At 72.0% G+C, this 19,518-nt stretch carries 17 protein-coding genes; 13 read left to right on the forward strand and 4 right to left on the reverse strand.

The annotated features are described in order from the left end of the window. The 11 genes from D6270_RS29655 (at window position 1) to D6270_RS29705 (ending at window position 10,863) form a co-directional block, all read left to right on the forward strand. The gene (locus D6270_RS29655) at window positions 1–1,140 is read left to right on the forward strand and encodes an MCE family protein (RefSeq protein ID WP_109162629.1); all 1,140 of its coding nucleotides are present in this window, start codon (window positions 1–3) and stop codon (window positions 1,138–1,140) included. Next, entirely contained in the window at window positions 1,137–2,387 is a 1,251-nt protein-coding gene (locus tag D6270_RS29660; RefSeq protein ID WP_225976983.1) for an MCE family protein, read from the forward strand. Before D6270_RS29655 ends, D6270_RS29660 begins: the two co-directional genes overlap by 4 nt. Continuing rightward, window positions 2,384–3,655, forward strand: a complete 1,272-nt coding sequence (locus D6270_RS29665; protein WP_109162628.1) for an MCE family protein — start codon at window positions 2,384–2,386, stop codon at window positions 3,653–3,655. The genes D6270_RS29660 and D6270_RS29665 overlap by 4 nt, the downstream gene beginning before the upstream one ends. Further along, window positions 3,652–4,173 carry a hypothetical protein gene (locus tag D6270_RS29670; protein ID WP_109162627.1) on the forward strand — a complete coding sequence of 174 codons (522 nt, stop codon included), beginning with the start codon at window positions 3,652–3,654 and terminating at the stop codon, window positions 4,171–4,173. The genes D6270_RS29665 and D6270_RS29670 overlap by 4 nt, the downstream gene beginning before the upstream one ends. Continuing rightward, a complete protein-coding gene (locus D6270_RS29675) occupies window positions 4,170–4,763 on the forward strand; it encodes a hypothetical protein (protein WP_204117038.1) in 594 nt (197 codons plus the stop codon). Before D6270_RS29670 ends, D6270_RS29675 begins: the two co-directional genes overlap by 4 nt. Window positions 4,764–4,783: 20 nt before the next feature. Further along, window positions 4,784–5,311, forward strand: a complete 528-nt coding sequence (locus tag D6270_RS29680; RefSeq protein WP_109162625.1) for an Rv1363c family protein — start codon at window positions 4,784–4,786, stop codon at window positions 5,309–5,311. Between the two features lie 57 nt (window positions 5,312–5,368). Then, on the forward strand, window positions 5,369–6,169 hold the full coding sequence (locus D6270_RS29685) for a hypothetical protein (RefSeq protein ID WP_109162624.1): 801 nt from the start codon (window positions 5,369–5,371) through the stop codon (window positions 6,167–6,169). Window positions 6,170–6,206: 37 nt separating this feature from the next. After that, window positions 6,207–7,547: a lytic transglycosylase domain-containing protein gene (locus D6270_RS29690; RefSeq protein ID WP_151414735.1), complete on the forward strand. Its 1,341-nt coding sequence runs from the start codon at window positions 6,207–6,209 to the stop codon at window positions 7,545–7,547. Window positions 7,548–7,712: 165 nt separating this feature from the next. Continuing rightward, window positions 7,713–9,374 carry a PP2C family protein-serine/threonine phosphatase gene (locus D6270_RS29695; RefSeq protein WP_109162622.1) on the forward strand — a complete coding sequence of 554 codons (1,662 nt, stop codon included), beginning with the start codon at window positions 7,713–7,715 and terminating at the stop codon, window positions 9,372–9,374. Beyond that, on the forward strand, window positions 9,371–10,462 hold the full coding sequence (locus D6270_RS29700) for a cobalamin B12-binding domain-containing protein (RefSeq protein ID WP_109162621.1): 1,092 nt from the start codon (window positions 9,371–9,373) through the stop codon (window positions 10,460–10,462). The genes D6270_RS29695 and D6270_RS29700 overlap by 4 nt, the downstream gene beginning before the upstream one ends. Then, window positions 10,459–10,863 (forward strand): STAS domain-containing protein, encoded by a 405-nt coding sequence (locus D6270_RS29705; RefSeq protein WP_109162620.1) that lies wholly within the window; start codon window positions 10,459–10,461, stop codon window positions 10,861–10,863. The genes D6270_RS29700 and D6270_RS29705 overlap by 4 nt, the downstream gene beginning before the upstream one ends. Window positions 10,864–10,883: 20 nt before the next feature. Here D6270_RS29705 and D6270_RS29710 read toward each other — a convergent pair whose 3' ends face one another. Beyond that, window positions 10,884–11,303, reverse strand: coding sequence for an ATP-binding protein (locus D6270_RS29710; RefSeq protein WP_109162619.1), 420 nt, complete (start codon window positions 11,301–11,303; stop codon window positions 10,884–10,886). A gap of 174 nt (window positions 11,304–11,477) precedes the next feature. After that, the gene (locus D6270_RS29715) at window positions 11,478–12,539 is read right to left on the reverse strand and encodes an ATP-dependent DNA ligase (RefSeq protein ID WP_109167218.1); all 1,062 of its coding nucleotides are present in this window, start codon (window positions 12,537–12,539) and stop codon (window positions 11,478–11,480) included. Window positions 12,540–12,615: 76 nt separating this feature from the next. Between D6270_RS29715 and ligD the strand changes: the two genes are divergently transcribed. Then, window positions 12,616–13,638, forward strand: a complete 1,023-nt coding sequence (gene ligD / locus D6270_RS29720; protein ID WP_225976984.1) for a non-homologous end-joining DNA ligase — start codon at window positions 12,616–12,618, stop codon at window positions 13,636–13,638. Then, the gene (locus D6270_RS29725; RefSeq protein ID WP_109162617.1) at window positions 13,635–14,717 is read left to right on the forward strand and encodes an ABC-2 transporter permease; all 1,083 of its coding nucleotides are present in this window, start codon (window positions 13,635–13,637) and stop codon (window positions 14,715–14,717) included. The genes ligD and D6270_RS29725 overlap by 4 nt, the downstream gene beginning before the upstream one ends. A gap of 18 nt (window positions 14,718–14,735) precedes the next feature. On the opposite strand, the gene D6270_RS29730 is transcribed toward D6270_RS29725, so the two are convergent. Together D6270_RS29730 and D6270_RS29735 are read right to left on the reverse strand one after the other, a co-directional pair. Further along, complete coding sequence (locus D6270_RS29730; RefSeq protein WP_151414736.1) at window positions 14,736–16,976, reverse strand: OmpL47-type beta-barrel domain-containing protein; 2,241 nt, start codon at window positions 16,974–16,976, stop codon at window positions 14,736–14,738. Further along, window positions 16,973–19,483, reverse strand: coding sequence for a ThuA domain-containing protein (locus D6270_RS29735; protein ID WP_225977092.1), 2,511 nt, complete (start codon window positions 19,481–19,483; stop codon window positions 16,973–16,975). Before D6270_RS29735 ends, D6270_RS29730 begins: the two co-directional genes overlap by 4 nt. Between the last annotated feature and the right edge of the window lie 35 nt (window positions 19,484–19,518).

The raw sequence follows: 19,518 nt of genomic DNA on the forward strand, positions 1-19,518 counted from the left end.
ATGAGACGTACACGCATCATCGGCATCGGCGCCGGACTCGCGGTCGTCGCCGTGGCCGCCACCACCGGGGTGAGCGCCCTCCAGGAGGACTCCAGGACCACCGTCACCGCCTACTTCGAACAGGCGACGGGCGTCTACGCCGGGTCCGACCTGCGCATCCTCGGCGTCCGGGTCGGCACGGTCGAGTCCGTCACCCCCGAGGGCAAGGAGGTCAAGGTCGTCCTCCGCCTGGACGAGGACATCAAGGTGCCCGAGGACGCCCACGCGGTCGTCGTCGCCCCCAGCCTCGTCGCCGACCGGTACATCCAGCTCGCCCCGGCCTACGACGGCGGACCGCTCCTCACGGACGGCGCCGAACTGCCCGCCGCCCGCAACGCCACCCCCGTGGAGGTCGACCAGCTGTACGCCTCCATCACCGAGATCACCACGGCGCTCGGCCCGAACGGGGCCAACGCCGACGGGGCGCTGGCCCGGCTCCTGGAGACCGGGGCGAAGAATCTGGACGGCAACGGCAAGGCCATCGGCGACTCCGTCGAACAGTTCGGCAAGGCCGCCAAGACGCTGGACAGGAGCAGCGGCGACCTCTTCGACACCCTGGCCTACCTCCAGTCCTTCACCACCATGCTGAAGGAGAACGACAGCGAGGTCCGCACCGCCGAGCAGCAGCTCAACTCGGTCACCTCGTTCCTCGCGGACGACAAGAAGAACCTCAGTGCGGCACTCAAGGAGCTGGGCACCGCACTCGGCCAGGTGAAGACGTTCATCGCCAAGAACCGGGGCGCGCTGAAGAAGAACGTCGACGCCCTGGTCCCCATCACCCAGGCCCTGGTCGACCAACGTGCCTCGCTGGCCGAGGCGATGGACACACTGCCGCTGGCGGCGGGCAACGTCCTGAACGCGTACGACCCCGCCAACCGGACCCTCAACGGCCGGGCCAACCTCAACGAACTGTCCATGGGCGGCCCCCTCGTCGACCCGGACGCGGCCGCCGGCCCGCCGCCCGGCCTCGCACCCGTCGACGCGAACCGCCGGAAGGCGCTGCCCGTCCTGCCGCTGCCGGAGGTCGGGACGGTCTTCGGCACGCCGGAGAAGCAGCCGGTGAAGCGGAAGCCGGGCGAGCAGAAGGGAGCGGACCGATGAGCGGTTCCCCGCACACCACGAGCGGCTCCCCGGACGCGCCGGCCGAGCCCCCGCAGGCCAACGGCGCCCGCGCCCGCACCGGCGCCCGGCTGGCCGTCGGCGCCGTCGCCCTGCTGGCCACCGGAGCGCTGATCGCCCTGGTCGCCGTCCGCGCCGACGGCCCGGTCTTCACGGGCATCGAACAGATACCGCTGCCCGGCGGCGCGGACCTCGGCGACAGCCCGTACGAGATCACCGCAGAGTTCGGCGACGTCCTCAGCCTGGCCCCGCAGTCGTCTGTCAAGGTCAACGACGTGTCCGTCGGGCGCGTCACCAGGATCGACCTCGCCGCCGACGGCTGGAGCGCCCGGGTCACCATGCGGGTCAACGGGGACATCGACCTCCCCGCCAACGCCCTCGCCCGCCTCGAACAGTCCAGCCTCCTCGGCGAGAAGTTCATCCAGCTCACCCCGCCCGCCGAAGGCACCGCTCGCGGCTCCCTGGCGGAGACCGGCCGCATCCCGCTCACCCGGACGAACCGTAACCCCGAGGTCGAAGAGGTCTTCGGCGCCCTCTCCCTGCTCCTCAACGGAGGAGGGATCAACCAGCTCAAGACCATCACCACCGAGCTGAACAAGGCGCTCACCGGCCAGGAGCCGCAGATCCGCTCCATGCTGAACCGGGTCGACACCCTCGTCACCAACCTGGACAGCAACAAGGGCGACATCACCCGGGCCCTCGACGGCGTCAACCGGCTCGCCGCAACGCTCGCCACCCGCAGACAGGACGTCGGAACGGTCCTCACCGGGCTCAGCCCCGGACTGAAGGTCCTGGAGAAACAGCGCGGCTCGCTGCTGACCATGCTGCGCACCCTCGACACGCTCTCCACGGTGGCCGTCGACACGATCAACAGGAGCAAGGCCGACATGATCGCCGACCTGAAGGCGCTCGCCCCGACCCTGAAGGCGCTCGCCGACTCCGGCAAGGACCTCCCCGACGCGCTCCAGGCCTCGCTGACCTACCCCTTCACGGACGAGGTGCTGCGCGGGGTGAAGGGCGACTACCTGAACGTCTACCTGGACGTCACGGCCGCGCCCGGCACCCGGATCATCCCGGCGCTCACCCCGGACGACCCGACCGTGCCCCCGCCGCCGCGCGAGCCCGGCGCGGAGGGCGCGGCGGCGGCCCGCAACGCGCTCCCGCTCCCCCTGCCGGCCGTCTCCGGTACGCCGGGTCCCGAGGCAGCGGAGAAGGGCGGCACCCCGTGATCACTCCCGCCATCCGGCTCAAGAACATCGCCTTCCTCGTCATCGCCGCGCTCGTCCTGGGCTACCTCGGCGTGCGGTACGCCGGCCTCGGCCACTACGTCGGACTGCGCAGCTACTACACGGTCATGGTCCAGCTCCCGCAGACGGGAGGCCTCTACACCCACTCCAACGTCAGCTACCGGGGCGTCTCGGTGGGCCGGGTCGGCCCCATCCGGCTGACCGACGACGGGGTGGAGGCCGAGCTGCGGATCGAGAAGGACGCCCCGCCCATCCCGGACAGCCTGAAAGCCGTCGTCGCCAACCTCTCGGCCGTCGGCGAGCAGTACGTCGACCTGCGCCCGACCCGCTCCGACGGCCCCTATCTGGGCAACGGTTCGGTGATCGACGCGGCCGACACCACACTCCCGGCGCCGCCCACCGAAGTCCTCACCAGCGTCAACGACTTCGCGAGCTCCGTCGACCTGGAGCATCTGCGCACGGTCGTCGAGGAGTTCGGCACCGCCTTCGAAGGGCGCGGTGACGACCTCCAGGTGCTGCTGGACAGCGGAAGCGAGTTCATCACCGCGGCCGACCGGGCCCTTCCGGCGACCACCCGGCTGATGGCCGACGGCGAGACCGTCCTGCGGACCCAGGCCGAACAGGGCGCGGCACTCAAGGGGTTCGCCTCCGGAGCCAAGGAACTGGCGGCCGAACTCAAGGGCTCCGACGGCGACCTGCGGCGGCTGATCGCCACCACGCCCGACGCCGCCGTACAGATCAGCGGGCTGCTGCGCGACCTCGACCCCGCCTTCGGTGTCGTCGTCGCCAACCTGCTCACCACATCGGAGGTCGCCGTCACCCGCCAACGAGGCCTGGAGGAGCTGCTGGTGAAGCTGCCGGCGGTGGTCGCGGCCGGAGCGAGCGCGGTCGACGAGGACGGTGCCCGGTTCGGTATGTCGGTCACCTTCTTCGAGCCGCTGCCCTGCACCGCCGGGTACGGCGCCACGAGGTACCGCAACGGACTCGACACCTCGCCCGCGCCCGCCCTCAACTCCGCTGCGCGGTGCGCCTCTTCACCCGGTACGGGGATCAACGTGCGAGGCAGCGCCAACGCGCCGAAGGGCGGCCCGGTCCCGTCGCCCGCCAAGCCCGGATCGATGCTGCTGGAAGAGGGTGCCGGCGCCGACGTGAAGGACCGCCTGCCCGGCGCGCTCGGCACCACGCCCCGTACCGGTCCTCCCGCCCCCGGCATGGCCGGACTCCTGGGGTTGGGAGGCGGTGGCTCATGACGCTCCGCACCCGGCACCTCGGCGGCTGGGCCGTTCTGCTGGCCGCCGCCCTCGTCTGCGGATTCGGCGCCTGGTCGTACGCCCAGGCACGCGGCGACCGCACCCTGGCCTACGCCAAGGCCCGCGACACGGCCCTGGCCGAGGGCAGACGCCACCTCGCCACGCTGAACAGCCTGGACGGCAAGGACGCCACCAGCGTCTCCACCGGGCTGCGGGCCTGGCGCGACTCCTCCACCGGGCCGCTCCACGACCAGCTGAAGCGGACCTCGGCGGCCGACGCGAGGACGCTCACGACGGCGGGCGACACCGCCGACGGCAAGGTGACCTCGGCGGCGCTCACCGCCCTGGACGACCGGACCGGCACGGCGGAGCTGATCGCCACCGTGGACGTCGAGGTCACCCCGCGCACGGGCAGCCCCGGCACCCAGCGCAAACGCTTCACCGCCACGCTCGCCCGCACGGGTGACGGCTGGAAGGTCAAGGCGCTCACGGCGATGGCGGCGGGAGACGGCGGATGAGCGAGCCAACAGTGTTGATGGACAAGGCGGTCGGGGACGAGGAGCCCATCGACGACGCCGAATCGGACCCCACCGACGAGCCCGGTGGCCGCCCCTGGTGGCCCCGCATCCTCGGCGCCCTCCTGGCCGTCGTCCTGCTCGCGACCGGCGGGCTCCTCTTCGCCGAAGGACGCGAGCTGCGCGACACCCCGGCCACCGGCAACCTCGCCCTCACGGACGCCGAGGCCACCACCCGGGTCACCGGCGACGTCAGCAACGCGCTCGGCAGGATCTTCTCCTACGGCCCCGACGCCACCGCCCTCACCAAGGACGCGGCACAAGAGGTCCTCGCGGGCAAGGCCCTCCAGCAGTACGCCGCGCTGTTCGGCCAGGTCGAGAAGCAGGCCGCCGACCAGAAGCTGACGCTCACCACCCATGTCGTACGGGCCGGAGTCACCCGGCTGACCGCTACCGGCGCCCACCTCCTGGTCTTCCTCGATCAGGTCTACGAACGCCGTGGCCGGCCCGCCACCACCGCATCCGCCCAGCTCTCCGTCACCGCCGAACTGCGGGACGAACAGTGGCGGATCGTCGAGATCAGCTCCGTATGAAGGCAGGGGAGAGACACCACATGGCACGGGCGACGACGAGGAACCCCCTGGTGATCGCGGCGACGGCGCTCGCGGTCGTCGCGGCCGGGGCGGCGGGCTGGGGCGGCCGGCTGTGGTACGAAGCCGCCCACGACGACGCGGCCTCCTACGCGCAGGCGCGGGACGACGCCCTGGCGGCGGGGGAGCAGGCGGTCCAGAACATGAACACCCTGGACCACCGCACGCTGGAGAAGGGCCTCGACAGCTGGGAGGAGTCCACCACCGGCGATCTGCACCGCCAACTCGTCGAAGGGCGCGACGCGTTCGCCGAGCAGATCGTGGCGGCGAAGACGGTCAGCACGGCGAAGGTCCTCTCCGGCGCGGTGACCGAACTCGACGAACGGGCGGGCCGGGCGGGGGTGATGGTGGCGCTGCGGGTCACCGTCACCGCGCCCAAGGGCGACCCGGCGGTGAAGGAGAGCCGGATGCTCGGCACCCTCACCCGGACCTCGGAGGGGTGGAAGCTCAGCGCACTCGGCCAGGCCCCCGTCGGCTCCACGGCCGGCTGAACCCGTACCCGCTCCGGCCCACGCCGCCCCGACTCCGTACCCGAGAGGACCTCCCCCATGTCGACGACCCGCCACCTGGTCAACCGCCGCCGCAGGCTCGCCACGTCACCGTCACGTGCGGCGGTGGCCCCGGCCTCGGACGAGGAGGCCACGGAGAGGACCACGGAACCACCAGGCCCGCGAGAGCCGGACCGGGAATCCGGGGCAGTGACGGAGTCCGAGCCGCTGCACGAGCCCGGGGGCGTAACGGAATCCGAGCCGGAACACGAGCCCGAGGCCGTCGCGGAATCCGACCCACAACCCGAACCCGGGCCCGACGCCGTAGCCGCGTCCCCACGCCGGCGCATCCGTCCCCGCCTCCCCGCCCTCCTCTGCGCCCTCACCGTCCTCCTCGGGGCCTTCGCGGCCTGGGCGTTCACCTCGGCGGCGAGCCTGCGGGACGAGCCCGCACGGCAGAACACCGCGCTCACCGACATCGCCCGCACCAGCGAGGTGAAGGGCCGGATCACCGAGGCGGTCGGCGCCGTGTTCTCGTACGACTACGCCTCGCCCGCCCGCTCGGACCGCGCGGCGAAGACCCATCTGACGGGCAGGGCGGTGCAGCAGCACCAGGACATGCTCGCGGACGTGCGGGAGCAGGGGCCGCGGCAGAAGCTCGTCCTCACCACCACCGTCACCGGGAGCGGGGTGGAGTACCTGGACGGCGACCGCGCCCGGCTGCTGATCTTCGCCGACCAGAGCAACACCCGTACCGGCAAGGACGAGGAGACCACCTACGCGGCGGCCATGTTCGCCGTGGACGCCGTCCGCCGCGGGGACACCTGGCGGATCGCCGCCATCGACACGTTCACCCGCTGAACCGTGGACCCGGGCAGCCGGGGAGAGGGGAGCAGCTATGAGGTTCAACGGCACGGTACGCCGCCAGTTCACCGGCACGGTCACGGCGGTCGCCGCGATGGCCGCGCTCACCGCGTCCCAGGCGCCCGGATTCGGGGAGGCCGTGGCGGCGTCGCACGAGGGGCGGGCCGCCTCGGGCCCGGATGACGTGGTGTGGAGCGAGGTGGAGGGCGACGACTCGTACCACACCGAGCTGCCACCGCTGGAGAGCCCGGAGCCGCCCGCACCGCTGAAGCCGCCCGAGGCCGGAACGGCACCGCCGGTTCCGCTGCTCGCCCGCGCCCGGTCCGAGGCCGGCATCCCGGCGACCGTGCTCGCCGCGTACCGGAGCGCTGAGGGGTCCGTACGCCGCAGCGACCCCGGCTGCCGGCTGCCGTGGCAGCTGCTCGCGGCGATCGGCAAGGTGGAGTCGGGGCAGGCCGCCGGCGGCCGGGTCGACGCGCGGGGGACCACACTCACCCCGATCCTGGGACCTGCCCTCGACGGCGTGGGCTTCGCGCTGATCCGGGACACCGACAACGGGGTGTACGACGGCGACCGTACGTACGACCGCGCCGTCGGGCCGATGCAGTTCATCCCGTCCACCTGGGTGAACTGGGCCAAGGACGGCAACGGCGACGGCCGCAAGGACCCGAACAACATCTACGACGCCGCCCTCGCGGCCGGGCACTACCTCTGTGCGGGCGGCCGTGACCTGGGCGTCCGGGCCGACCTGGACCGGGCGGTCCTCAGCTACAACCGGTCCGACGTCTATCTCCGTACGGTGCTGTCCTGGCTGGAGTTCTACCGCAAGGGCACCCACCCGGTCGCCGACGGCCAGGGCGTCCTCCCCACCAGCCCCGGTCCCGGCGGGGCCGACCGGCCCAAGGCGCCGGTCGGCTCCGGCACCCCCGGCGGGCCGGGCCAGGGAGGCGGCGGCATCGTCATCGGCCCGCAGCCCACACGCCCACCCGGCCCCAAGCCCACCCCCGGCCCCACGAAGCCCGGCACCCCGAGCCCGAGCCCCTCCGACCCCGGCTCCCCGAGCCCCACCCCGACCGGCCCAGGCCCCACGGACCCGGGACCCACCGACCCCGGCCCCAGCCCCACCGACCCCAGCCCCACCGACCCCGGTCCGACCGACCCAGGCCCCACGGACCCAGGCCCGACCCCCACGCCCGCCCCCACCGACCCGAACCCCGGCCCCGCGGAGCCGGACCCCACCGATCCAGGCTGCCCGACCGGCGCCCCACCCCACCCCCCGAGCCCTCCACTGACGCCGCAAACCGCTCAGGAAGGGAAGAAGGCGGCGATCCGTGCGCACCCCACGCGGGGTCCGCCGTCTGAGCCCGCGATGTGAAGACCTCGAAAGAGTGACGTGGCCGTTCTGTGTCACAGGGGGCCCGCACGGTGGACGCCCCCGGGCCCGGGTTGATATTTCGGGCGCCCTTCGAGATCTTTGCCCGAGGGAAACAGTTCGTCCGACCGGAAGGTGGTGCGACTCGCCACAGGCGGGTCCCCGCTCATGGCTTCACCCAAGGCACAGACCGGCACGGCCACGAAGGAACGGTTCGATCCGGCCGACTGGGGCCGGCCGCCGTACGCAGTGATCGTCGTCGACCGGGCCGGAACGACCGTACGCACGGAGGGGGAGACGAGCCTGCTCCCCGGCGTGGAGCGGGAACTTCCGCTGCCGGACGGCCTCTCCTGGCTGGCCGAGGCCACCGCCGCGTTGGCCGACGACGCCGTCCACCAGGGCGGCTCGCCGCGGCCCGCCGTCGAGGGGGCCTTCGAGGGGCGGCACTTCGCGGCCCATCCGACCCGCCGAGCCGACGGCGAGGTGGTGTGGTGGCTGGTCGACCAGACGGCCCGGCACGCCGCCGAGGAGGCCCTGACCGCCGAGCGCGAGCGCACCAGGTTCCTCGCCGAGGCGTCCAACGTCCTGCTCTCCTCGCTGAACCCCGACCGGTGCATGGATGCCACCGCCCGGCTGGCCGCCGGGTTCCTGGCCGACGCGGCCGTCGTGGTGGCCCCGGCGCCGGGCCGCCGGCTGCCCGTGACCCGTGCCGTACAGGGCCAGGGCGTCACCCAGGACATGATCCCGGCCGACCCCTCCGACGTACCGGGTCTCGCCGAGGCGCTGAGGGGCTTCCCGCCCGTGCCGTCCCGGTGGATCGACCCGACGTCGCTGCCGGAGTGGCTGGTACCCGACGGCCTCGGTACGCCGGTCGGTTCGGTCGTCGTCACCCCGCTGCCCGGGCACGGCGTCCCGGCCGGGGCGCTGATCCTGCTCCGGGCGGAGACCCGCAGCGGGTTCAGCGAGACCGAGGAGACCTTCGCCCGGCTCTTCGCGGCGCGCGCCGGAGCCGCCCTGTCCGCGGCCCGCCTGTACGCGGAGCAGCACGGCATCACCCGGACCCTGATGCGCGATCTGCTGCCGCCCCGGCTCCACCGGGTGCACGGGGTGGAGTTCGCCGGCGGCTACCGGCCCTCCAGCTCCCACGAGCGGGTCGGTGGCGACTTCTACGACGTCCACCCCGGCCCCACGCCACGCGACCCGTCCCTGGTGGTGCTCGGGGACGTCTGCGGCAAGGGGCTGGAGGCCGCGGTCCTCACCGGCAAGATCCGCAACACGCTCCAGGCGCTGATGCCGATGGCCGACGACCACGAGCGGGTGCTGCAACTGCTCAACGGGGCCCTGCTGACCGCCGACAACACGCGGTTCGCCACCCTGGTCCTGGCGTCCGTCCTGCGCATGGAGAACCAGGTGCACCTCCGGCTCACCTCGGCCGGCCACCCGGCGCCCCTCGTGGTGCGCGACGACGGCCGGGTGGAGGAGATCCCCACCCACGGCACTCTGGTGGGGGCCCTGGACCACGTGTCGGCCCGGACCGTCGAGACCGTCCTGCTCCCCGGCGACACGTGCGTGCTCTACACCGACGGGGTCACCGAGGCGCGCGGCGGCCCGGTCGGCGGTGAACTCTTCGGCGACGAACGGCTGAAACGGGCCCTGGCCGAGTGCGGGGGCATGCCCGGCGACGCGGTGGTGGAGCACATCCGGATGCTCACCTCGCAGTGGCTGGCCGACGGCGAGCACGACGATCTCGCGGTGGTCGCCATCACCGCACCGCGGACCACCCATCTGAGTGCGGTGGACGGGCACACACGGGGCAGGTACACCGGATGACCACCACTGTCGACGCTCTTGGTACCGACGCACTGCGCAGCGACCTGTGGGCCGCGGTGACCGGCCGGGACGAGTACCGGGCCGCGGGCATCGTGCTGGGGGCCCTGGACGCCGGGACACCCGCCGAGTCCGTCCTCCTCGACGTGATCGCCCCCGTCCAGGCCCGGGTCGGCCGCGCCTGGCAGGCCGGCCGGCTGACCGTCGCCCAGGAGCACGCCGCGACCGCGATCGCCGAGCGGGTGATCGCCGCGCTCGCCCACCACCCCGCGCACCGGCCGGCTCCTTACGGCGGCCGGATCACCGTCGCCTGCGTGGACCAGGAGTGGCACGCCCTGCCGGCCCGGCTGCTCGCCGAGGTCCTCACCCTGCGGGGCTGGCGGGTCGACTTCCTCGGCGCGCAGGTGCCCACCCCGCACCTCGTGACCCATCTGCACAACACCGGGGCCGACGCGGTGGCCCTCTCCTCGTCCATCGCCACCCGGCTGCCCACCGCCCACACCGCGATCACCGCGTGCCAGGCCGTGGGCGTGCCCGTGCTGGCGGGCGGCTCCGCGTTCGGCCGGGACGGCCGCTACGCCCGGCTGCTCGGCGCCGACGCCTGGGCCCCTGACGCGCGCGCCGCCGCCCGGCGGCTGGCCGACGGCATCCCGTCCCCGGACCTGGCGGTGGGCCGGCCGGTCGAGGAAGGGCTGGCGCACCTCACCGACCAGGAGTACACCCTCGTCGTACGGGCCAGGGCCCGGCTCGTCCGGGTGGTGCTGGCGGACCTGGAGCGGAACTTTCCGGCGATGGCCACCTACTCCGCCCCGCAGCGCGAGCGCACGGCCGAGGACATCGCCCACATCGTGGAGTTCCTCGGCGTCGCCCTCTACACCGACAGCGACGATCTCTTCACCGACTTCATCCGGTGGACCGCCGCCGTGCTGACGGCCCGCAAGGTCCCCGCCGCGTCCCTGCACCCCGCGCTGGACGCCCTGGAAGCCGAGCTCAAGGATTTCCCGCGGGCCACCCGCATGCTCGGCCGTGCCCGCCTTCACCTGGACGAGGCCGTGCCCACCGACGACCAGCAACCCGGAGTCTCCGCATGACCGCGCTGCCCAGTCCGCTTCTGACCGTCACCGCCGAGGAGGGCCGGGGCTGGGTCAGGCTGCGCCTCACCGGCGACCTGGACTACGACACCAGCCACGAGCTGGTGGGGCGGGCGGGGGACTGGCTGGCCGTCCGGCCGGATCTGCGTGACCTCCGGCTGGGCTGTGCGGAGCTGAGCCTCTGCGACTCCATGGGCGTCTCCGCGCTGCTCCAGATCCACCGGGACGCGGTGGCCCAGGGCGTGACCCTGCGGGTGGAGGACGCGCCGCCCTTCCTGGACCGGATCATGCAGATCACCGGAATCCACCAACTCTTCGCCCTCCGGGAGGACCGGCGGCCCGCCCGGGGCACCGGCGAGGCGGCGCCGCCCACCGAGCACCGCCCGTCACCCTCGCCCTGAGCCGCCGTCACCGGGTCGTATCAGACCAGGGAGACCACGGCGACGATGCGCTTGCCGCCCTCGTGCGGGGTGACGGAGAGCTGCCTGGTGAGCCGGTGGACCAGCGACCAGCCGTAGCCGCCCTCGCCGACCGATCCCGGGGGCGGGTCCTGCCGGACGGGGTGCCGGGGGTCGGCGTCATCGACGACGAGGCGGAGCCCGGCGTCGGTGATCCGGGCCGAGAAGCCGGTGAGGCCCCCGCCGTGGCGCAGGGCGTTGGTCACGATCTCCGAGGTCACCAGCAGGGCGTCCGCCACGACCACGTTCGAGAGGATCTCGTCCGACAGCTCGCTGAACTCCGCGGCCAGCAGCCGTGTCACGACATCGCGCGCCTCACCTGCGGTCCGCGGCATTTCCGCGGACGTACCGTCCGCATGACGTACGGGAGGAGTGCTGTACACGCCCGTACCTCCTTCCGTGCCGTCGGTGATTTCTGTTTCCGTCGAAACCACCGCATTCCCTCTGTCGCCGTGTCCACACATGAAGCGACTCCCGCGCTTCACCCGCCCGCACCGAAGGGGGAATGTGCGAGAGGAAGAACGAGCAGCCCGGTCGAGGTGAGTGGCCGCGCCGGGTCAGCCGCCCGCGAGCACCTCGGCCAGGTCGTAGGAGACGACCTCCTCCAGCTGCGCGTAGGTGCAACCGGCAGGCGTGCGGTCCGGGCGCCATCGCCGGAACTGGGTGGTGTGGCGGAACCGGTCGCCCTCCATATGGTCGTACGCCACCTCGCAGACCCGCTCCGGCCGCAGCGGCACCCACGACTGGTCCTTCTTCCCGGACCAGCGGTTCTGCGTACCCGGCAGCCGCGAGGCCTCGTGCGCCGCCGCCTCCGCCCACGCCCCCCACGGATGGTCCGCGAACCCGGTGCGCAGCGGGGCGAGTTCCTCGGCCAGTTCGGCGCGCCGCTTCATGGGGAAGGCCGCGCAGACCCCGACGTGCTGGAGCACGCCCCCGGTGTCGTAGAGGCCGAGCAGGAGCGAGCCGACGACCGGGCCGCTCTTGTGCTCGCGGTACCCCGCCACCACGACGTCGGCGGTCCGCTCGTGCTTGATCTTGTACATCACCCGGGTGTCGGGCCGGTAGGGCAGATCCGGCGGCTTGGCCACGATCCCGTCGAGCCCCGCGCCCTCGTAGCGGTCGAACCACTCCCGCGCCAGTTCGATGTCGGTGGTGGAGGGAGCGAGGAGTACGGGCGCGGAAGCGCCGGAGAGGGCGGCCGTCAGCACCGCCCGCCGGTCCACCTGCGGGGTGGTGAGCAGCGAGGTGTCGTCGACCGCGAGGACGTCGAAGGCGACCAGGCTCGCCGGGGTCCGCTCGGCCAGCATCCGCACCCGGGAGTCCGCCGGATGAATGCGCTCGCTGAGCCGGTCGAAGTCGAGGCGTCCCTCGTGGGCGATGACGATCTCCCCGTCGATCACACAGCGCGGCGGAAGGTTCTCCCGTACGGCGTCGACCAGGTCGGGGAAGTAGCGGGTCAGCGACTTGCCGGTGCGGCTGCCGAGCTCCACCTCGTCGCCGTCCCGGTAGACGATCGCCCGGAACCCGTCCCACTTCGCCTCGTAGCTCATGCCCGGCGGGATCTTGGCCACCGACTTGGCGAGCATCGGCTTCACGGGCGGCATCACCGGCAGGTCCATGGCCCGATTCTGGACCGGCTCACCGCCCATGTCTCCCGATGTGCGGCATATGTGCGACCGGCCTACGGTGGCCGTCATGGGAGCTGCGGTGGAGCTGGACGCGGGCGGACGAGTGGTGAGGCTCTCCAACCCGGACAAGGTGTACTTCCCGGAGAAGGGTTACACCAAGAGGGATGTGGCGGAGTACTTCCTGGCCGTGGGGCCCGGGATCACCCGTGCGCTGAACCACCGGCCGACCACGCTCCAGCGCTTCGTCGACGGGGTGGAGGGCGACTTCTTCTACCAGAAGAGGGCCCCGAAGAACCTTCCCGAGTGGATCCCCACCGCCCGTATCGCCTTCCCCAGCGGCCGCCCCGCCGACGAGCTCTGCCCGACCGAGCTCGCCGCCGTGATCTGGGCCGCCAACCTCGGCACCCTCACCTTCCACCCCTGGCCGGTCCGGGCCGGGGACACCGACCACCCCGACGAGCTGCGCATCGACCTGGACCCGCAGCCCGGCACCGGCTACGCGGACGCGGTCGCCGCCGCCCATGAGCTGCGCTCGGTCCTGGAGGACCACGGCGTACGCGGGTGGCCCAAGACCTCCGGCGGGCGCGGGATGCACGTGTTCGTGCCCATCGAACCGGCCTGGACCTTCACCGAGGTGCGGCGGGCCGCCATCGCCGCCGGGCGCGAGCTGGAGCGGCGGATGCCGGAGCGGGTGACGACGGCCTGGTGGAAGGAGGAGCGCGGCGAGCGGATCTTCGTCGACTTCAACCAGACCGCGCGCGACCGCACGATCGCCTCCGCCTACTCCGTACGCCCCTTCCCGCACGCCCCGGTCTCCGCGCCGCTGCGCTGGGAGGAGATCGACGACGCCGAACCCCGCGACTTCGACATCCGTACGCTGCCGGTGCGGTACGCCGAACTCGGCGACGTGCACGCCGACATGGACCAGGAGGCGTTCCGGCTGGACGGGCTGCTGGAGCTGGCGGACCGGGACGAGAAGGAGCGCGGACTCGGTGACATGCCCTACCCGCCGGAGTACCCGAAGATGCCCGGCGAACCGAAGCGGGTCCAGCCCAGCCGCGCCCGGCACGACGACGGCGAGACGGCGTGAGCGGGAGCGGCGAGGGCGGGAGCAGCCGGAGCCATGGCGCGCACGGCCGCCCGCTCACCCTCCGCGAGCGCTGGGAGGCGTACAAGAACTCCCCGTTCCTCCCCGCGACCGTCCTCGTCCTCATCGTGGCGGCGGCGGCCGGCCTCTTCGCCGGCTCCTACACCTACGCGATGGCCAACCCCACCCCGCACCGCATCCCGGCCGCGCTGGTCACCCAGCCAAAGGTGGAGCGCGGGGCGGCGTTCGTCGCCGGGATGGAGAAGGCCCTCGACGCCTCGCTCGAACTGCGCGACTACCCGGATGTGGCCGACGCCCGGCGGGCCCTGGACGAGCAGAAGGTCTTCGCGATCGTCCGCGCCTCCGGCGACGGGGTGGCGCTGGATGTGGCCGGGGCCTCGGGGGCGTCCGTGGCCGAGCTGCTCGGCAAGGCGGGGCTGGAAGTGGGCGACGCGACCGGCGCAGAGGTCACCGTCCGGGACGTCAAGCCGCTCCAGAGGGGCGACCCGCGCGGGCTCGCCCTGTTCTACATCTCGCTGGCCGCCGTCATCATGGGCTTCCTCGGCGCGATCCAGCTGAGCGTCCACGCCCATGGCCTCAACCCGGCGGAACGCATCGCGTTCACCGCCGCGTACGCCCTGCTCGGCGGGTTCGCCATCGCGGCGGCGGTGGACTGGTGGCTCGGGGCGGTGAACCTGCCGTTCGTCCAGTCGTGGCTGATCCTGGCCTTCACGATGTTCACCTCGGGCATGGTCTTCACCATGTTCAACACCCTGATGGGCCGCTGGGCGATGATCCCGACCTGGGGCGTCATGGTGCTGCTCGGCAACCCGTCGTCCGGCGGCGCGGTCTCCTGGCCGCTGCTGCCGTCCGCCCTCGGGCACATCGGCCGCTGGCTTCCGCCGGGCGCCTCCGTCAACGCCCAGCACACCGCCGTCTACTACCAGGGCCACCAGTTCGTCTTCCCCTATCTGGTGCTGGCCGCCTGGGCGCTGGTCTCCTGCGCTGTCTTCTGGGTGTGGCGCCACCGGCACCCGGGAGGCCGCGCCCGCACGCCTGAGCATGCGGCCACGGCCTCCTGAGACCCTTCCCTGCGGGGGTTACAGCTCCTTGATCCGGACGTCGCGGTAGGAGATGACGTCCGTGGCGCCGTGGACCTGGAGCCCGATGTAGCCGGAGGCGAACCGCCGGCCGTCGGTGCCCGGGTCGTCACCGCGCGGCGGCTCGAAGAGCTGGCCGCGGGTGTTGTCGAACTCGTTGATCAGGACACCGTTGCGGTAGATCTCGTAGTGCTGGTCGACCACCTTGATCTCGTAGTCGTTCCAGGTGCCCTTGGGCGTGACCCCGGCGCCGCCGAGACCGACCCGGTCGAATCCGTAGACCGACCCGGTCTTGTACATGTCGCCGTCCGGCCGGTCGTAGACCTGGATCTCATGGCCGTACTTGATGGCGACCCACTCCGGACGGGACTCCTCCGGGTGGTCGTGCACCTTCGGGAAGCGGACGAAGACCCCGCCGTTGGCGTTGCCCGAGCCCGGGGCGTCGTCCCGCCACTGGAGCTTCAGCGAGAAGTCACCGTAGGCCCGGTTCGGCAGCCACAGCATGCCCATCCCGTCGACCTTGGTGGAGCTGGTGATCGAGCCCTCCTCCTCGTTCAGCTCGAACTTGCCGCCGCCCACGTGCTGCCACTTGGCGAGCGAGGCCGCCGTACCGTCGAAGAGCTTGGTGTAGCCCTCGGACTGGCCCGGCTTCCCGATGCCCGACTGCTTGGCGGCCTGGTTGATCGCCTTGCGCTCGCGCTGGTCGATGACGCCGTCGCCCTTGAGCTTGTCGAGGACCGCCGTCACGTGCTTGAGGAACAGCGCGTTGGAGGACCAGTCCTTCTCGTCCTCGATCAGCTCGTTGATCGTGCAGCGGTTGCGGGTGATCCGGTTCGGTACGCCCGAGTCGATCGTGCCGACGAAGACGGTGTGCCGCTCGTCGAACTCGGGGCAGTTCGGCGCCGGGACCCCGCCGCCCTGGGCGACGGTGAACGACACCTTCTTCGCCTCGGAGGTGTTGCCCGCCTTGTCCGTGGCCCGGTGGGCGACCGTGTGGTGGCCGACCCGGTCGACGATCACGGGGGTGGTGTACGCGAGGTAGGGACCGCCGTCCAGGCTGTACTCCACCTTGTCCACGCCCGAGTCGTCGTCGGTCGCGGTGATCGTGGCCTTGGCGCTGGTGATGAACGCGCCGTCGGAGTTCTTGCTCCCCTCCAGCTTCACCGAGGTCTCCGGGGCCGTCTTGTCCTGCGACGGCGGCTCGATGACGGTGAACGTGACGGTCTTCTCGGCCGCGACGTTCCCCGACCGGTCGGTGGCCCGGTAGCGGACGGTGTGCTCGCCCACCTCGTGGACCATCACCGGTGCGGTGTACGGCTGCCACTCGCCGTCGGCGCCGAGCGCGTACTCGATGGTGTTGACGCCGGACCCGGTGTCGGACGCGGTCACGGTGACCGTCGCCATGCCCAGGTAGGCTCCGTCGCCGTCCTGTTCACCCGAGACGGTCGCCGAGGTCTCCGGCGGGGTCTCGTCGTCCGTCGGCGGTGCGGCGACCGCGAACTCGACGGACTTCTCCTCCGCCGTGTTGCCCGCCTTGTCGGTGGCCCGGTAGCGGACCGTGTGGTCGCCGACCTCGTTCACCACGACGGGCGCGGTGTACGGCTGCCACTCGCCGTCGGCACCGAGCGCGTACTCCACGGTGTCGACGCCGGAGCCCGCGTCGGTCGCCTCGACGGTGACGGTGGCCTGGCCGATGTAGGCGCCGTCGGCGTTCTTGTCGCCGTCGACCTTCGCCGAGGTGGCCGGGGCCTCGGTGTCCTCCTCGCCGCCGCCCTCGGTGACGGTCAGGATGCCCTTCATCTGACCGTGGCCGGGGATCGTGCAGGAGTAGAGGTACGTGCCCGGGGTGAGCGTGACCTCGACGCTGTGCTTGCCGCCCTCGGAGTCGGTCGGGTTGGCCAGGATGTTCACCTGGACGTCGTTGTTGTGCTCCGGGTCCGACGTGCTGAACGTCAGCGTGTGCGGCATGCCCGTCGTGTTGCCGGTCGCCGTGCTGTTCTCGAAGACGATGGTCGCCTTGCCGGCCACCGCCGTCTCCGGCGCGGAGAGGTAGTGGTCGATCGGGTCGCCCGCCGTCCAGGTCAGCACCTGATCGGCGGCCTTCGCCGCGGGGGCGTCGTCGCCCTTGCCGTACGCGGCCGTCGAGGTCAGGCCGAGGACCATGACCAGGGAGGCCAGCAGGGCCACCCAGAAGCTCGGCGGCCGATGCCGCCGCCTAGCGAGGTACGTGGGGTGTCTCACTGCGCTGCCGCCTTTCCAACCAGGTCCTTGACGGCCGGAGTCGCCGCGCCGCCCTTGTAGGTCACGCGCCACAGCGCGGACTTGGAGTCGGAGGTGAAGAAGCCGCGCCCGTAGTCCAGGACGTACAGCGAACCGTCCGGGGCGAACTTCCAGTCCATCAGATTGCGGATGCCGTCGTTGCCGACCGGGATGATCTTCTTCAACGACTCCGCGTGCGTGGGCAGTCCGCCCTTGCCGGCCGTCTTCGGGTCCATGGTCACCGCGTGGCGCGGCTGGGTGTCGTCGTAGAAGTCACCGACGAACCACTTGCCGTCCCAGTACGCCGGCCACTTCGCCGTCGAGTCGCTCTGCGCGTCGTAGCGGTAGACCGGGCCGTTCATGGTCGCCTGGCCACCGCCCTTGAGCCAGGGCAGCAGTTCCTTCTGCTCCTCGGCCTTGTAGCTGGGGACGCCGTTGGCGTCGCGCGGGTAGTCCACCCCGCCGCCCTGCGGGGAGTACCAGATGTTGTTCGGGGTCACCGGCGGCAGTTTGACCAGGCCGTTGTTGTGCGGCGACTCGTTCTTCGGGGCGTTGCAGTCGTACCAGCCCAGCGGCTTCGACGGGTCGGGCAGATTGCGGTCCCGGTAGGGCTGGTTGTTGCCCATGCAGAACGGCCAGCCGTGGTTGCCCGCCTTGGTGATCGCGGCGAACGTGTCGTACTTCGCCGGGCCCCAGGTGGTGGAGGCCGAGCCCGCGTCGGGGCCGACCCAGCCGGCGTACAGCGTGTCCGTCGAGGGGTCGACGGAGATCCGGGCCGGGTTGCGCACGCCCATCACGTAGATCTCGCCCCGGGTCTTGCCGCCGCCCTCGTCAGGCTCCTTGCCGGTGAAGAGGTTGCCGGAGGGCAGGGTGTAGGTGCCGTCGTCCTCGGGGTGGATCCGCAGGATCTTGCCGTTGAGGTTGTTGGTGTTGCCCGAGGTGCGCCGGGCGTCGGCGAAGGCCATGCCCTTGTAATTGGGCTCGGGGTTGTTGCCGGAGTAACCACCGGTGAATCCGGAGGAGTTGTTGTCCCCGGTCGCGATGTACAGGTTGCCCTTCGAGTCCCACGCCATGCCGCCGCCCGAGTGGCAGCAGCTGTTGATCTGCACCGGCCAGCCGAGCAGCACCTTCTCCGAGGCCAGGTCCAGCCTGCCGGCGGCCTGGTCGTAGGTGAACCGGGAGACCTGGCGGACCGCCATGCGCTTGTCGCGGTCGATCTTCGCGTGCGGGGTGTAGTGCAGATAGACCCAGCCGTTGGAGGCGAAGTCGGGGTCCAGCTCGATGCCGAGCAGCCCCTCCTCGACCTTCACCAGCTCGTCGCCGCCGCCCTTGTTGCCGAAGACGTCCAGCGCACCGGCGAGGGTGACCTTCTTCGTCTTCGGGTCGTAGACGTGGATCTCGCCCTTGCCCTTGCCGATGTTCGGGTTGTTCCAGTCCGTGACGACCGGGACGCTGCTGTCGGCGCCGCCGCGCCCGATGTAGAAGACCTTGCCGTCCGGGGCGGTCACCAGGCCGTGCGGCTCGCCGATCTGGTCGTTCTGGCCCGGCTGGTTGGGCTGGGTCAGGCGCTCGGCGGTGTAGTTGGCGGTGATCGTCGCCTTGCAGTCGGCCTGCGAGGTGCGGTTCGTCCAGGCGAGGGCGCCGCGCAGATGGTCGCGGAAGTCGGTCTCGGCGAAGCTGTCCGCCGTACCGCCCATCGCCGTGTAGAAGGAGCGCCCGCCGTCGTAGTCACGGCACCAGGAGACCGGGTGGTCCCAGCCGTTGGCGCTCGCACCCGGCTTGTACGTCAACTCCCTCACGCGCGCCACCGTGTGGACCTCACCGGACGGGTTCTTCGTCCAGTTCAGCCACTTGTCGGGGCGCTTCCACTCCAGCGGCAGGCTCTTGGTCGCCGGGTGGACCCGGTCGCCGATCTCGACGGTGGCCCGCTGGACGCCGGTCGGGCTGTTCGCCGCCGGGCGGGCGCCGATGAGGCCGGTGAACCAGTCCGAGTACGGCTCGGTCCGCGCCGCGTCATGGATGCCGAGGAAGCCGCCGCCCGCCTCCATGTACGCCTCCAGGCCCGCCTCCTGCGCCGGGTCCAGGACGTCACCGCCGCCGGTCAGGAAGACGACCGCGTGGAAGGAGCCGAGCCGCTTGCCGTTGGTGAAGACGTTCGGGTTGGCGGTGGCCACGGTGGTGAACCGCCCGGCCTCCGGGCCGGTCTGCCCGATCTTCTCGATGGCCGCGATCCCGGCGTCCGCGTACGGCGCCTCGTCGCCCGCCGACGCGTGGAAGACCAGCACCTTCACCTGGTTCTTCGCGCCCGGCGGGGTCGGCAAGGACAACGTTGTCGCCATCTTCTCGACCAGATCCCGGTCCGGCGACGTGTCCGCGTTGGCCGGACCGCCCGCGCCCAGCAAGGACACGGTCAGTGCGCCGGCCGCCACGGTCGCCGCGAGGCCGCGTCGGCGTCGTGATCTGGACCGGTGATGCGGTGCGCCTTGCATGTGGGTCACCCAACCCTTCTGTGGTCACTACAGCG

The organism is Streptomyces griseus subsp. griseus (assembly GCF_003610995.1).
In the GTDB taxonomy this organism is placed as follows: Bacteria; Actinomycetota; Actinomycetes; order Streptomycetales; family Streptomycetaceae; genus Streptomyces.

Coding starts and splice junctions, on each gene's coding strand:
- D6270_RS29655 (WP_109162629.1), top strand. CDS start 1: ATGAGACGTACACGCATCATCGGCATCGGCGCCGGACTCGCGGTCGTC.
- D6270_RS29660 (WP_225976983.1), top strand. CDS start 1,137: ATGAGCGGTTCCCCGCACACCACGAGCGGCTCCCCGGACGCGCCGGCC.
- D6270_RS29670 (WP_109162627.1), top strand. CDS start 3,652: ATGACGCTCCGCACCCGGCACCTCGGCGGCTGGGCCGTTCTGCTGGCC.
- D6270_RS29675 (WP_204117038.1), top strand. CDS start 4,170: ATGAGCGAGCCAACAGTGTTGATGGACAAGGCGGTCGGGGACGAGGAG.
- D6270_RS29680 (WP_109162625.1), top strand. CDS start 4,784: ATGGCACGGGCGACGACGAGGAACCCCCTGGTGATCGCGGCGACGGCG.
- D6270_RS29685 (WP_109162624.1), top strand. CDS start 5,369: ATGTCGACGACCCGCCACCTGGTCAACCGCCGCCGCAGGCTCGCCACG.
- D6270_RS29690 (WP_151414735.1), top strand. CDS start 6,207: ATGAGGTTCAACGGCACGGTACGCCGCCAGTTCACCGGCACGGTCACG.
- D6270_RS29695 (WP_109162622.1), top strand. CDS start 7,713: ATGGCTTCACCCAAGGCACAGACCGGCACGGCCACGAAGGAACGGTTC.
- D6270_RS29700 (WP_109162621.1), top strand. CDS start 9,371: ATGACCACCACTGTCGACGCTCTTGGTACCGACGCACTGCGCAGCGAC.
- D6270_RS29705 (WP_109162620.1), top strand. CDS start 10,459: ATGACCGCGCTGCCCAGTCCGCTTCTGACCGTCACCGCCGAGGAGGGC.
- D6270_RS29715 (WP_109167218.1), bottom strand. CDS start 12,539: ATGGACCTGCCGGTGATGCCGCCCGTGAAGCCGATGCTCGCCAAGTCG.
- ligD (WP_225976984.1), top strand. CDS start 12,616: ATGGGAGCTGCGGTGGAGCTGGACGCGGGCGGACGAGTGGTGAGGCTC.
- D6270_RS29735 (WP_225977092.1), bottom strand. CDS start 19,483: ATGCAAGGCGCACCGCATCACCGGTCCAGATCACGACGCCGACGCGGC.